This window comes from Mesoflavibacter profundi (genome assembly GCF_014764305.1).
Lineage (GTDB): Bacteria > Bacteroidota > Bacteroidia > Flavobacteriales > Flavobacteriaceae > Mesoflavibacter > Mesoflavibacter profundi.
Genome location: NZ_CP061703.1, coordinates 1553069 through 1565619, shown reverse-complemented (window position 1 = coordinate 1565619; position 12551 = coordinate 1553069). Strand labels below are relative to the sequence as shown.

The window sequence follows — 12551 nt, the reverse complement described above, 5'->3', positions numbered from 1 at the left end:
AATGAATTTTGACACGTTAATTATTGGTGGCGGCGCAGCAGGATTATCCTGCGCATTAGTACTTGGATCTGGTTTACAAAAACCATTTGCTAGCAATAAAACAGTAGGAATAATTACACATCAAAAGTCGTCACATCTTCAAAATGCGCTTTTTAATAATGTACTTGGATTAACTCCAGGAACTTTAGGTAAAGATTTACTAGAAAGTGGTAAACTACAACTATCTAATTTGTATCCTGAAGTTATACAAATTGAAAAAGAAAAAGTAAAAGAGCTAGTAGAAACTAATACAGGATTTACAGTAATTACCAACAAAAATAGTTATAATGCTACTCGCGTTGTTATTGCTGTTGGTTACACAAATTTACTTACCATAAAAGGATTAGAGACTTACATAAAACCTCATCCAAGAGCTGCAATAGACAAAGACAGAATTTGGTTAGAAAATAAAGATCATTTAATTAAAGAAAATTTATACGTTGCAGGAACACTTGCTGGTTGGCGAAGCCAATTTGCAATAGCTTCTGGAAGTGGTGCGCATGTTGCAACAGATATTTTAACTATTTGGAATGATGGCAAGCACACTAAAGTGCATGATAAGATTTAATAGTTTTTTTGATTTAAAACTATAGTAATTACAAATCTCTAGTCAACGCTTACTTCTTGATGAAGTTGCTTAACTTTATCTATCATCGTATCGTGCTTATTAAGTATTTTGTAAAATGCACCAAAACCATACAATTGTTCTGCAATTGTAGCTTTTAGGTAGTATTTAGCTTGATCACGATAAGCTACAAAAACTATATTGGATCTTGTTTTTATTTGCAAGTAATTTTCAAAATCTTTAACCATTTGATCATCTACTTGGAAGTTATCAAAAAAGTCTTGCTTAGATATAGCGTTGTATGCTTGTCTATCTTTTTCTATTTCTTCAAAAATAAAATTACTAAAATAGCCTTTACGCTCTAAAAAACTTAGTGTTTCGTTATACATTTTTTGGTCTAAAGGCACGAAAACATCTGGTATAATTCCGCCGCCACCATATACAATTTTACCTTTAGGTGTTTTGTATTTTAAAGAGTCTGCAACTTCTATTTTAGATGGATCTAATAATTCGCCATTATTAACTCGGTAAGCAAAATCGTCATAATAATCTGTGTTACCGTTAGCATAAGAGCGCTGTATAGATCTTCCTGTTGGCGTGTAGTATTTAGAGACTGTTAAACGTACTGCACTTCCATCGCCTAACTGCATTTCGCGTTGCACTAAACCTTTACCGTAAGATCGTCTTCCTACAATTGTTCCTTTATCGTTGTCTTGAAGTGCTCCAGCTATAATTTCGGAAGCAGATGCAGAGTTTTCATCTATCATTACAAACACTTGTCCGTTTTCAAAAACGCCTCTTTTTGTTGCATAGCTTCTGTCTTCGTCTCCTTTTTTATTTCTTGTGTAAACTATTAGTTTGTTGTCTTCTAAAAATTCGTCTATAATATTTACTGCGATTTCTAAAAAACCGCCAGGATTTCCTCTTAAATCTAAAGCAAGGCTTGTTGCACCTTCATTTTTTAAATCTTTTAAAGCGTCTATAAATTCTTTATAAGTACTTTCAGCAAATCTATTTATTTTTATGTAGCCTAAATTATCTGTAAGCATGTAGGATGCATCTACACTTTTTATTGGTACTTCGTCTCTTGTAACGTTAAATGTTAATAAGTCAGGCTCGCCTTTTCTTAGTACTTTTAAGATGACTTCTGAGTATCTTTTTCCTCTTAATTTTTCTACTAAGCTATCGTTAGTTTCGCCAAGTAATGATTGCCCATTAGCTTCTAAAATACGATCACCTCCTAATATTCCTGCTTTTGCACTTGGACCGTTTTCGATAGTTTTTATAACTGTTATTGTATCTTTAAAGGTGTAAAAATTTATTCCTATACCTACAAAATTACCTTTCATGTTTTCTGCGGTACGTTTCATTTTTTCTTTAGGAATATATACTGAATGCGGATCTAAGTTGTCCAATATTCCGTTAACAGTTACATCTACAATGCTGTCTGTATTTACATCTTCAACATATTCAAAATCTATGTAATCTATTAGCCTGTTAAGCTTGTCTTTTTTACTGTTTGAGGTAAAGAGTTTATCTGATTTGTCTTGAAAATCTAAATTTCCGCCAATAAATATTCCTGCAGCTACTGCTAGTCCTATTAGTAATGGTATGTAGATTTTGTATTTAGACATGTTTACTCTTCTAATTGCTCTATTTTATTAATTTCTATTCCGGCTCGTTCTAAAAATTTTAAGCCAGAATCATCTTTATAACCTTCTTTATATACAACACGAACTATGCCAGCTTGATGTATTAATTTACTACATTCTTTACATGGCGACATGGTTATGTATAATGTTGCGCCTTTACAAGATTGCGTAGACGATGCTACTTTTAATATAGCATTGGCTTCGGCATGTAAAACATACCATTTAGTGTAGCCTTCTTCATCTTCGCAAAAATTTTCAAAACCTGTTGGTGTACCATTATATCCATCGGATATAATCATTCTATCTTTAACTATTAAAGCGCCAACTTGCTTTCTTTTACAATAAGATAGTTTTCCCCATTCTTGTGCAATGCGTAAATAGGCTTTGTCGTATTTTAACTGCTTTTTTTGTGACATGTAGTTAGTAGTTTAAAATCTAGGCACAGTTTAAAAGCAACTAACCTATTTTATAACGAAGATATAAGGTTAGTATTTTAATTACAATCTTAAAAGGTAAGTTTTATGAAAACTTTAAAATATAAGTTTATAAAATCCAATTATCTATGATCATTGGGATTACTAAACCAATTACAATTGCAGATACAACCATAATCCAATCGCGTTTAGAAAATCTAAATATAGTTTGAAAAATATACCCTAAAAATAGAACTAAAAAGACAATAATTATTTGTGCTATTTCTATACCTAATGCAAACTCTAATAGATTTATTAATTTATTATCACCTGCATCTAAATTCATTTTAAATTCTCTAGCAAACCCAAATCCATGAACCAATCCTATAAATAATGTACTAATAAATAGCAGTCCAATTTTTTGATGGTTTTTTTGTTTACCTGCAGTAAATACATTGTAAATAGCAACAATTAATATTGTAATAGGTATTAAAAATTCTATTAAACTAGCTTTTATATTTACTTGCCCATAAACTGCTAACACTAAAGATAAAGAGTGTCCAATGGTAAACATTGTTACTAAAAATAATACGCGTTTCCAGTCTCTAAACAAATATGGTACAGCTAGAACAATTAAAAATAAAACATGATCATATGCATTAATATCTAACACATGATTCATTCCATATTGTACAGTTTGCCAGAAGTCGTTAAACATAAGTATTATTTTTTGGGTGATGTAAATATATAAAAATTAGCTCTAGTTAAAAGTAATTTATCGTTTTCAATAAAAGTTAAAAAATAGCTTAAAATATATTAATTATATTAGCGATTAAACTAACTACTACAACCATGTCAAACTATCTATCTAAAAATGTAACAGTTATCTTGATTTTATTCTGCTTTGTTTTTATTAACTGCGCTAAAAAAACCGAACAAAAATCTGAAGATATTTCTACCAACAAACCAATTAACAAAACCGCAACTTTAGAATTTAAGATTAAAGCTAGACTTGGTGAAGGCGCTATTTGGAACCAAAAAACAGATGAACTTTATTGGGTAGACATCGAAGGTAAAACACTAAACATTTACAACCCTAAAACAAAAACCAATAAGACTTTAAATACACCTACCAGAATAGGTACAGTTGTACCATACACTAAAAATGAAGCTGTTGTAGCTTTAGAAGATGGTATTTACAGTATAAATTTAAACTCTAATGCTTTAAAGTTAATATCTGATGTAGAAGCAAAAGTAACTACAAACAGATTTAATGATGGAAAATGTGATCCTAACGGGAATTTATGGGTTGGATCTATGCATTACCCACAAACACTACCAAACGCAAAACTATACAAAGTTGATCCTCAAGGAAACGCAACTGCAATGGTAGATAGCGTAACCATTTCTAACGGAATTGTTTGGACTAAAGACACCAAAAAAATGTATTATATAGATACGCCAACAGGAACTATTAAAAGCTATGATTACGACATAAAAACTAGCACAATCACTAATGAAAAAATTGCAGTTTACGTTCCTGAATCTTTAGGATATCCAGATGGTATGACAATAGATCAAGACAATTTACTTTGGGTTGGTTTATGGAATGGTAATGGTATCGCGCAATTTGATCCAATAACTGGAAAACTACTTCAAAAAATAGATGTTCCAGCACATAATGTAACCTCTTGTGCATTTGGCGGTGATAATTTAGACATTTTATATATCACAACATCTACAGAAGACATGACAGAAGAAGAACAAAAAAAATATCCATTAGCAGGTTCTATATTTAAAGTAAAACCAGGAGCAAAAGGCGTTCCTGCATATTTTTTTAATGAAACTGTTAGATAAAAAAGGTCAATAATTATAAAAAGCTTGTTTTTTTTGAAGTAATTTGTACTTTTATTTTTGGGAAAATACGATATGATGAAGAAAAGCAATATTACATTAAAAGAATTATCTAAAATTTTAGGTGTTTCGATTTCAACAATTTCTAAAGCACTTAACGATAGTCCAGAAATTAGTCACGACACAAAAATAAAGGTAAAAGAATTAGCCGCACTTCATAATTACCAACCTAACGTATTAGCAAGAAACCTTAAGTCTGGAACAACAAAAACAATAGCTGTAGTCCTTCCAACTGTAAAAAATAATTTCTTTACAGAAGTGCTATTAGGAATAGAAACAGAAATTGTAAAAACAGACTATAACATAATTATAAGTATCACAAATGAATCTTTTGAAAAAGAAGCACAAAGTGTAAACAATTTATCTAACGGGATTGTAGATGGATTTATACTTTCTACTTCAGAAGAAACACAAGTAAAGCAAAACTTTAATCACTTAACAGCAGCAATAGACAATAATAAACCTATTGTAATGTTTGATCGTGTAATAAAAACTATAGAAAGTGACAAAGTTTTAGAAGATAACAGAGAAGCCGTTTATAAAGCCACAAATTATTTATTAAAATCCGGCAAAAAACACATAGCAATAGCATCTACAATCAATAATATTACCGTAGGAAAATCAAGAACAGCAGGTTACAAAAAAGCATTAGAAGAATTTGGTATAACCTTAAATGAAAACGATATAATTACAGGAAGTCAAGATTCTATTAAATCTGAAGTAGATCACTACCTAAAAACAAATAAACCAGATGCATTTATAGGTTTAGATGAAGATGCAACACTATCTGCATTAAAATCTGTAAAACAAAAAAATTACAATATACCACAAGAAGTAGCAGTTGTAGGATATGCAAATCAAAATATTGCACCGCATTTAACGCCAGAGCTAACAACTATAGATCAAAACGGAATAGAGATAGGCAGAACAATTGTAAAACTATTAATAGACCGTTTAAAAAATCCAACAAAACCTTACGAAAAAGTAGTATTACCTTCAATACTATGTAAAAGATTATCGTCTTAAAAAAGAGTACTCAAGATGGGAATCGAACCCATACTTCCGAAGAAACCGGATTTTGAATCCGGCGCGTCTACCAATTCCGCCACTTGAGCATATATTAAAAATCAAAAGTAAATAATTTTTAATAAATATGTAAAAATAGCTTGCAATATCTTTTAAAGCTGAAAAATTATACTAAATTTGCACCTCATAAAAAATCTGTAGTCTTAAGCACTGCTTAACAACACTTTAACTATGACAAGCGCCACAACCGAAGCAAAGATATTTTCAATAACGCAAAGCAAAGCTTTAGCAGAAAAAATTGCGAGTGCTTATGGCACAAAATTAGGAAAAGTAATTACCTCTACTTATAGTGATGGAGAATTTCAACCATCTTATGAAGAATCAATTAGAGGAACCAGAATTTTTATAATAGGGTCGACCAATCCAAGTTCTGAAAATTTAATGGAAATGTTATTAATGTTAGATGCAGCAAAACGTGCATCTGCCAGACACATAACAGCAGTTTTACCTTATTTTGGATGGGCTAGACAAGATAGAAAAGATAAACCAAGAGTACCAATTGCAGCAAAATTAGTTGCAAAAATGCTAGAAGCTGCAGGAGCAACGCGTATAATTACAATGGATTTACACGCAGATCAAATTCAAGGTTTTTTTGAAAAACCTGTAGATCACTTGTTTGCTTCTACAATATTCTTACCTTATCTAAAATCTTTAAATCTGGATAATTTAACAATTGCATCTCCAGATATGGGTGGATCCAAAAGGGCTTACGCTTACTCAAAAGCTTTAAAAAGTGACGTTGTAATATGTTACAAACAAAGAGCAAAAGCAAACGTAATCTCTCATATGGAGTTAATTGGTGATGTTACAGGTAAAAACGTTGTATTAGTAGATGATATGGTAGATACTGCTGGAACATTAACAAAAGCAGCAGATTTAATGATGGATAGAGGCGCAAAAAGTGTAAGAGCAATTTGTACACATCCAATATTATCAGGTACAGCTTACGAGCGTTTAGAAAACTCTCAACTTGAAGAATTAATCGTAACAGATTCAATTCCTTTAAAACAAGAAAGTCACAAGGTAAAAGTCTTGAGTTGTGCTAATTTATTTGCAGAAGTAATGCAAAACGTACATTACAATAAATCTATTAGCTCAAAATTTATAATGTAACAACACATTATTTAAAGAAGAAATAATTAAATAAATATAAATAACAATTATGAAATCAATTACAATCAACGGATCTCAAAGAGAAAGCGTGGGCAAAAAAGCAACAAAAGCCTTACGTAATGCTGGTCAGGTTCCTTGCGTATTATACGGAGGAGATAAACCAGTGCATTTCTCAGCACCAGAATTATCTTTCTCAAAACTAGTATACACGCCAAATGCGCATACAGTTGTGATTGAGTTAGAAAATGGTGATTCTTTTAACGCTATCTTACAGGATATTCAATTTCACCCTGTAACAGACAAAATCTTACACATAGACTTCTATCAATTATTTGATAACAAAGAAGTTACTATGGATATTCCAGTACGTTTCGTAGGAAACTCTAGAGGAGTAAGAAACGGTGGTGTTTTACGTAAAAACAGACGTAACTTACGTATCAAAGCGTTACCAGGTAACTTACCAGATTATATCGATGCTGATATTACAGAACTTAAAATTGGAAATAAATTATACATCACAGCTTTAGAAAGCGAAGATTTCAAATTTATGCATCCAGATAACACAGTAGTGTGTTTAGTTAGACGTTCTAGAGCATCTATGGCTGCAGGAACAGGTGACGACGAAGATGAAGATGAAGAAACAACTGAAGACGAAGCATAAAACGTTTCTAAAATTCAATAAAAAAAGCATTCTGATAATTCAGAATGCTTTTTTATTTTTGACCAAAACCAACTTATGTGTAATTTGTTTAAATTAATTTTTAAAAGAAAACATCAACTAACTAAAGTTGAAGAAGAAGACAACATGAAAAAATTTTTAATTGTAGGATTAGGAAATATAGGAGAAAAATACGAAAACACTAGACATAATATAGGTTTTAAAATACTTGACCGATTAGCTAATAAAGAACAACTAACTTTTGAAACAGTAAAACTAGGTGATACAGCCACGTACAAATTTAAAGGAAGAACATTTATACTTTTAAAACCAAGTACTTATATGAACTTAAGCGGTAAAGCAGTTCAATATTGGCTAACAAAAGAAAAAATACCAATAGAAAATCTACTAATAATTACAGACGATTTAAACTTACCCTTTGGAACACTAAGAGTAAAAACAAAAGGAAGTGATGGCGGACACAATGGATTAAAAGACATACAAGAAAAATTAAACACAACCAAATACAATAGGTTTAGATTTGGTATAAGCGATACTTTTAGTAAAGGCAAACAAGTAGATTATGTTCTAGGCGAATGGAATGAAGAAGAAAACAATAAACTACCAGAAAGATTAGATAAAAGTATAGAAATAATAAAATCTTTTGGCACAGCAGGAATAAATAACACAATGAATACCTATAATGGTAAATAATATACTAAACTTTAGGTTTTTAACGAAAAATATTAAGATATTTTAACTATTTTAGCAATTTAACACAAACTATACTCATAATGAAAAACTTTACTTTAAGTGCTTTTTTATTAACTTTTATAGCAATTAATTTTAGTATTGCCCAAAATAAAATTGATTCTAATAAACTTTTTGGAAAAGAATTAACCGAAGCAAACAAACAAAGTATTGAAGAAACTGGATTTATAAGATGCGGTTCTTCAGAATACGAACAATACTTAAAACAAACAAATCCAAATAGAGCAACATCTGAGGAATTTGAAAATTGGATTGCTCCTAAAATTCAAGAATTAAAAGCTCAAAGAGCCAATAGTCCTTCAGTTGTAATAACTATTCCTGTGATATTCCACATATTTACAGATGGATTTGGACCAGAAAATCTTTCTCAAGCAACAATTCAAGCGCAATTAGACCAATTGAATATAGATTATGCTAATGCAGCTGGAAGTCCTTTTGCATCAGCTGCAGATACCGAAATTCAATTTTGCCTTGCAAAACAAGACGAAAATGGTGCTCCTTTAGCAGAATTCGGGATAAACAGAGTTACAACATATGGTGGTGGACCATTTAATACAGGAAGTTTCGAAACTACTTATAAACCAGAAACACAATGGGATCCTACCAGTTATTTTAATATTTGGGTAGCAGATATTACGGGAGGTGTTTTAGGTTATGCTCAGTTTCCTGATAATCCTGGTATAGGTGGTTTAGATCCAGTTGGTGGCGCTGCAAATACAGATGGTGTTGTTGTGCTATATTCTTCTGTAGGAAGTATTGCTAACCCAAACCCAAACGGAGGACAATATGCTTCTGGTAGAACATTAACTCATGAAGCTGGACACTGGCTAGGTTTAAGACATATTTGGGGAGACACTTCTTCTTGTAATAATGACGATTTCTGCGCTGATACACCAGATTCTAATGGTTCTAACTTTGGATGCCCTACAGGAACTGATAATTGTATTTTTGATGGCCTAGGAAATGATATGATTGAAAATTATATGGATTATACAGATGACACCTGTATGAATACACTTACAGCTGATCAAAAACTTAGAATTGATGCTGTAATGGCTAATTCGCCAAGAAGAATGGAATTAGCAACCTCTATTGCATGTAATGAAGCTACAGTTTACAATTTAGATGGAAGAGTTGAAATTAACAGTCTAAACTTAATAGATTGCGGGACTACAATTACTCCAGAGATTACTTTAACTAATATGGGTAACAATACAATTACTTCTGCTACAATATCATATTTCTTAGATACTGATACTCCAAGTACTTATCCTTGGACTGGATCTTTAGCTATGAATCAATCTGAAATTATAACTTTACCTTCTATAGATTTAACTTCAGGTAATCATATTTTTAATGTTGAATTAGTTAATCCAAATGGAAGTACAGACTTAAACCCTTCTAATGATATTGATACTTCTAATTCATTTGCTGCATTTTACGATACTGCAACTATCGAATTTGAATTAATTCCTGATGACTATGGTTCTGAAACTACTTGGGAATTTAGAGATAGTAGTAATACAATTCTTTATTCTGGTGGACCATACACAAATAACGATTCTACACCAGTTAACGATACTTTCACAGTAACTATAGGAGAATGTTATACTTTCACAATTAATGATTCATTTGGAGACGGTATCTGTTGTGCTTATGGTAATGGTTCTTACGAATTAAGAACAGATAATAACGATGTAATTTTTGCTGGAGGCGCTTTTGACAATCAAGAAAACGTAGTTGTAAGTGTAAACAACCTAAGCGTTGATTCATTTAGTCTAGCAAACACAATAAGCATCTATCCTAACCCAACAACAGATGTATTAAATATTAAAGCAACTAACAATAATTTACCAGAAAGTTATAAAGTTTATAACATGTTAGGTCAATTAGTTGCATCAAAAACAATTTTAAACGAATCTGATTTAGCTGTTTCTACATCAAATTATAGCAACGGTATGTATTTCATTAAAATTGAAAAAGAAGGTAATGTATTATCTCTACCTTTTATTAAGAAATAAAACTTAACTAAATAAATTATTAAGCCAATTGATTAATCGTAATCAATTGGCTTTTTTTATTTTTGTATACTTATAGTTTAAAAGGTGAATAAAAACAACTCTAATCATACAGTATTAACCATTGGCACATTTGATGGTGTACACATTGGACATCAAAAAATAATTAAACGATTAGTAGAAATTTCTAAAGTAAAAAACCTAACACCTTCATTACTAACATTTTTTCCGCATCCAAGAATGGTGCTTCAAAAAGATGCTAACATTAAGCTAATCAACACAATTTCTGAAAAAGAAACTATTTTAAACGCTTTCGGAATTTCAAATTTGATTATCAAAGAATTCACCAAAGACTTTTCCCGATTAACTGCTTTAGAATATGTAGAAAACATCTTAGTTAATCAATTAAAAGCGAAGCACATTATTATAGGTTATGATCACCATTTTGGAAGAAACAGAAACGCAAATATTGAAGATCTTAAACAATTTGGTAAAGAATTTAATTTTGAAGTTGAAGAAATTTCTAAGCAAGACATAAATGATGTTGCTGTAAGTTCGACTAAAATTAGAAACGCGCTTTTAGAAGGAGATATCAAAACAGCAAACGCGTATTTAGGATATAATTTTATGCTATCAGGAACTGTAATTTCTGGTAAAAAACTAGGTAAAACAATAAATTATCCAACTGCTAATCTGTATATCGAAGAGACTTATAAATTAATTCCTAAACATGGTGTATACATAGTTAAATCTGAAATAGATCATCAAACTGTTTACGGTATGATGAATATTGGATTTAATCCAACAGTAAACGGTAAGCACCAAACTATAGAAACTCATTTTTTTAATTTCAACAAAGATCTTTATGGTAAAAATCTAAAAATAGAATTACTACAAAGATTAAGAAATGAACACAAATTTGAATCTGTTTCAGAACTTCAAAACCAACTACACAAAGACAAAACAGACGCTTTAGAATTCCTAAATAAAAATGCTTGATAGATTTCTTTTTAAACAAATAGACAACAGTGCATTAATAGTATTTCGTATTATTTTTGGGTTGCTTTGTTTTTTAGAATCTGTTGGCGCCATTTTTACAGGTTGGATTAAACGCACATTAATAGATCCTCAATTTACTTTTAACTTTATAGGTTTTGATTTTTTACAACCTTTACCAGGTAATTGGATGTATGTTTATTATGCTGTAATGGGATTTTTTGGCATTTTAATAATGGTAGGCTACAAGTATAGAATTAGTATGATTAGCTTTACTATAATGTGGTCTTGCACTTATTTAATGCAAAAATCTTCGTATAACAATCATTATTATTTATTGATGTTGTTAAGTGCAATTATGGTGTTTCTACCAGCAAATAGATATGCTTCGATAGATGCAAAAAACAACCCTAACATAAAAGAAATAGCAATGCCTAGTTGGGTAAAATGGGTATTTGTTCTTCAGTTATTTATTTTATATACCTATGCTTCTATTGCAAAAATTTACCCAGATTGGATAGACTTAACTGTACCAAAGTTATTAATGGCAAATAAGGCTAATTATCCAATTATTGGCGATTTACTACAACATAAATTTATAGTAGTTTTAATTGCGTATGGAGGTATTTTATATGATGGTTTAGTAATACCATTATTGCTTTATAAACCTACAAGAAAATATATATTTTTAATTTCAATTTTCTTTCATTTATTTAATTCAATTGTATTTCAAGTTGGAATATTTCCTTATTTAGCTTTGGCGTTTTCTCTTTTCTTTTTTGAACCTGAAAAAATCAAAAACCTATTCTTAAAAAAGAAACCTCTTTATACTAAAAATGAAGTCATTACAAAAAACTATAAACCTATTTTAGTTGCTGTAGGAGTTGTTTATTTTACCATTCAAATTGCATTACCATTAAGACAACATTTTATTAAAGACAACGTACTTTGGACAGAAGAAGGACATAGATTGTCATGGCGAATGATGTTAAGATCTAAATCTGGTAGAACAAGTTATAAAGTAGTGGACAAAGCGTCAAATACCACCGAAGTTATAAATATGTCAGACTATCTTACTAAAAAACAAATTAGAACAGCTAGTTGTAAACCTGATGTGATTTGGCAATTTGCGCAGCACTTAAAAAAAACATATGCTAAAAAAGGTAAAGATGTTAAGGTGTTTGTAGACGCAAAAATAAGTGTAAATGGTAGACCATACCAAAGACTAATAGATAAAAATACAGACCTAGCGTCTGTACCATGGTATTGGGCAAAACACAACGATTGGATATTACCATCTCAATTAGATAAATAAATTGTTTTTAT

The 12551-nt window shown here is 30.7% G+C and carries 12 protein-coding genes and 1 tRNA gene; 9 read left to right on the top strand and 4 right to left on the bottom strand.

Going from position 1 to position 12551, the window contains the following annotated elements; all coding sequences use genetic code 11:
- Nucleotide 1 precedes the first annotated feature (1 nt).
- Nucleotides 2-607: an FAD-dependent oxidoreductase gene (locus tag IFB02_RS07045; RefSeq protein ID WP_191072574.1), complete on the top strand. Its 606-nt coding sequence runs from the start codon at nucleotides 2-4 to the stop codon at nucleotides 605-607.
- Nucleotides 608-645: 38 nt separating this feature from the next.
- Here IFB02_RS07045 and IFB02_RS07040 read toward each other — a convergent pair whose 3' ends face one another.
- The 3 genes from IFB02_RS07040 to IFB02_RS07030 form a co-directional block, all read right to left on the bottom strand.
- Complete coding sequence (locus IFB02_RS07040; protein ID WP_106687445.1) at nucleotides 646-2238, bottom strand: S41 family peptidase; 1593 nt, start codon at nucleotides 2236-2238, stop codon at nucleotides 646-648.
- Nucleotides 2239-2240: 2 nt separating this feature from the next.
- Complete coding sequence (locus IFB02_RS07035) at nucleotides 2241-2672, bottom strand: deoxycytidylate deaminase (RefSeq protein WP_106687446.1); 432 nt, start codon at nucleotides 2670-2672, stop codon at nucleotides 2241-2243.
- Nucleotides 2673-2799: 127 nt separating this feature from the next.
- Entirely contained in the window at nucleotides 2800-3387 is a 588-nt protein-coding gene (locus IFB02_RS07030) for a HupE/UreJ family protein (RefSeq protein WP_106687447.1), read from the bottom strand.
- A gap of 134 nt (nucleotides 3388-3521) precedes the next feature.
- Between IFB02_RS07030 and IFB02_RS07025 the strand changes: the two genes are divergently transcribed.
- Nucleotides 3522-4526, top strand: coding sequence for an SMP-30/gluconolactonase/LRE family protein (locus IFB02_RS07025; RefSeq protein ID WP_106687448.1), 1005 nt, complete (start codon nucleotides 3522-3524; stop codon nucleotides 4524-4526).
- A gap of 57 nt (nucleotides 4527-4583) precedes the next feature.
- Nucleotides 4584-5609: a LacI family DNA-binding transcriptional regulator gene (locus tag IFB02_RS07020; protein WP_146131335.1), complete on the top strand. Its 1026-nt coding sequence runs from the start codon at nucleotides 4584-4586 to the stop codon at nucleotides 5607-5609.
- A 7-nt stretch (nucleotides 5610-5616) separates the two neighbouring features.
- On the opposite strand, the gene IFB02_RS07015 is transcribed toward IFB02_RS07020, so the two are convergent.
- Nucleotides 5617-5698 (bottom strand) — tRNA-Leu (locus tag IFB02_RS07015).
- A gap of 142 nt (nucleotides 5699-5840) precedes the next feature.
- Between IFB02_RS07015 and IFB02_RS07010 the strand changes: the two genes are divergently transcribed.
- From IFB02_RS07010 to IFB02_RS06985, 6 genes are all read left to right on the top strand, one after another.
- Nucleotides 5841-6782 (top strand): ribose-phosphate pyrophosphokinase, encoded by a 942-nt coding sequence (locus IFB02_RS07010; RefSeq protein WP_106687450.1) that lies wholly within the window; start codon nucleotides 5841-5843, stop codon nucleotides 6780-6782.
- A 49-nt stretch (nucleotides 6783-6831) separates the two neighbouring features.
- Nucleotides 6832-7443, top strand: a complete 612-nt coding sequence (locus IFB02_RS07005; RefSeq protein ID WP_106687451.1) for a 50S ribosomal protein L25/general stress protein Ctc — start codon at nucleotides 6832-6834, stop codon at nucleotides 7441-7443.
- A gap of 75 nt (nucleotides 7444-7518) precedes the next feature.
- Complete coding sequence (gene pth / locus IFB02_RS07000) at nucleotides 7519-8154, top strand: aminoacyl-tRNA hydrolase (protein WP_370520722.1); 636 nt, start codon at nucleotides 7519-7521, stop codon at nucleotides 8152-8154.
- 80 nt (nucleotides 8155-8234) lie between these two features.
- Nucleotides 8235-10232, top strand: coding sequence for a T9SS type A sorting domain-containing protein (locus IFB02_RS06995; protein WP_191072573.1), 1998 nt, complete (start codon nucleotides 8235-8237; stop codon nucleotides 10230-10232).
- A gap of 84 nt (nucleotides 10233-10316) precedes the next feature.
- Complete coding sequence (locus IFB02_RS06990) at nucleotides 10317-11228, top strand: bifunctional riboflavin kinase/FAD synthetase (protein ID WP_191072572.1); 912 nt, start codon at nucleotides 10317-10319, stop codon at nucleotides 11226-11228.
- Nucleotides 11221-12540 (top strand): HTTM domain-containing protein, encoded by a 1320-nt coding sequence (locus IFB02_RS06985; RefSeq protein ID WP_106687454.1) that lies wholly within the window; start codon nucleotides 11221-11223, stop codon nucleotides 12538-12540. Before IFB02_RS06990 ends, IFB02_RS06985 begins: the two co-directional genes overlap by 8 nt.
- Nucleotides 12541-12551: the final 11 nt, after the last annotated feature.

Coding starts and splice junctions, on each gene's coding strand:
- IFB02_RS07025 (WP_106687448.1), top strand. CDS start 3,522: ATGTCAAACTATCTATCTAAAAATGTAACAGTTATCTTGATTTTATTC.
- IFB02_RS07035 (WP_106687446.1), bottom strand. CDS start 2,672: ATGTCACAAAAAAAGCAGTTAAAATACGACAAAGCCTATTTACGCATT.
- IFB02_RS06985 (WP_106687454.1), top strand. CDS start 11,221: ATGCTTGATAGATTTCTTTTTAAACAAATAGACAACAGTGCATTAATA.
- IFB02_RS07005 (WP_106687451.1), top strand. CDS start 6,832: ATGAAATCAATTACAATCAACGGATCTCAAAGAGAAAGCGTGGGCAAA.
- IFB02_RS06995 (WP_191072573.1), top strand. CDS start 8,235: ATGAAAAACTTTACTTTAAGTGCTTTTTTATTAACTTTTATAGCAATT.
- pth (WP_370520722.1), top strand. CDS start 7,519: ATGTGTAATTTGTTTAAATTAATTTTTAAAAGAAAACATCAACTAACT.
- IFB02_RS07010 (WP_106687450.1), top strand. CDS start 5,841: ATGACAAGCGCCACAACCGAAGCAAAGATATTTTCAATAACGCAAAGC.
- IFB02_RS07030 (WP_106687447.1), bottom strand. CDS start 3,387: ATGTTTAACGACTTCTGGCAAACTGTACAATATGGAATGAATCATGTG.
- IFB02_RS07045 (WP_191072574.1), top strand. CDS start 2: ATGAATTTTGACACGTTAATTATTGGTGGCGGCGCAGCAGGATTATCC.
- IFB02_RS07040 (WP_106687445.1), bottom strand. CDS start 2,238: ATGTCTAAATACAAAATCTACATACCATTACTAATAGGACTAGCAGTA.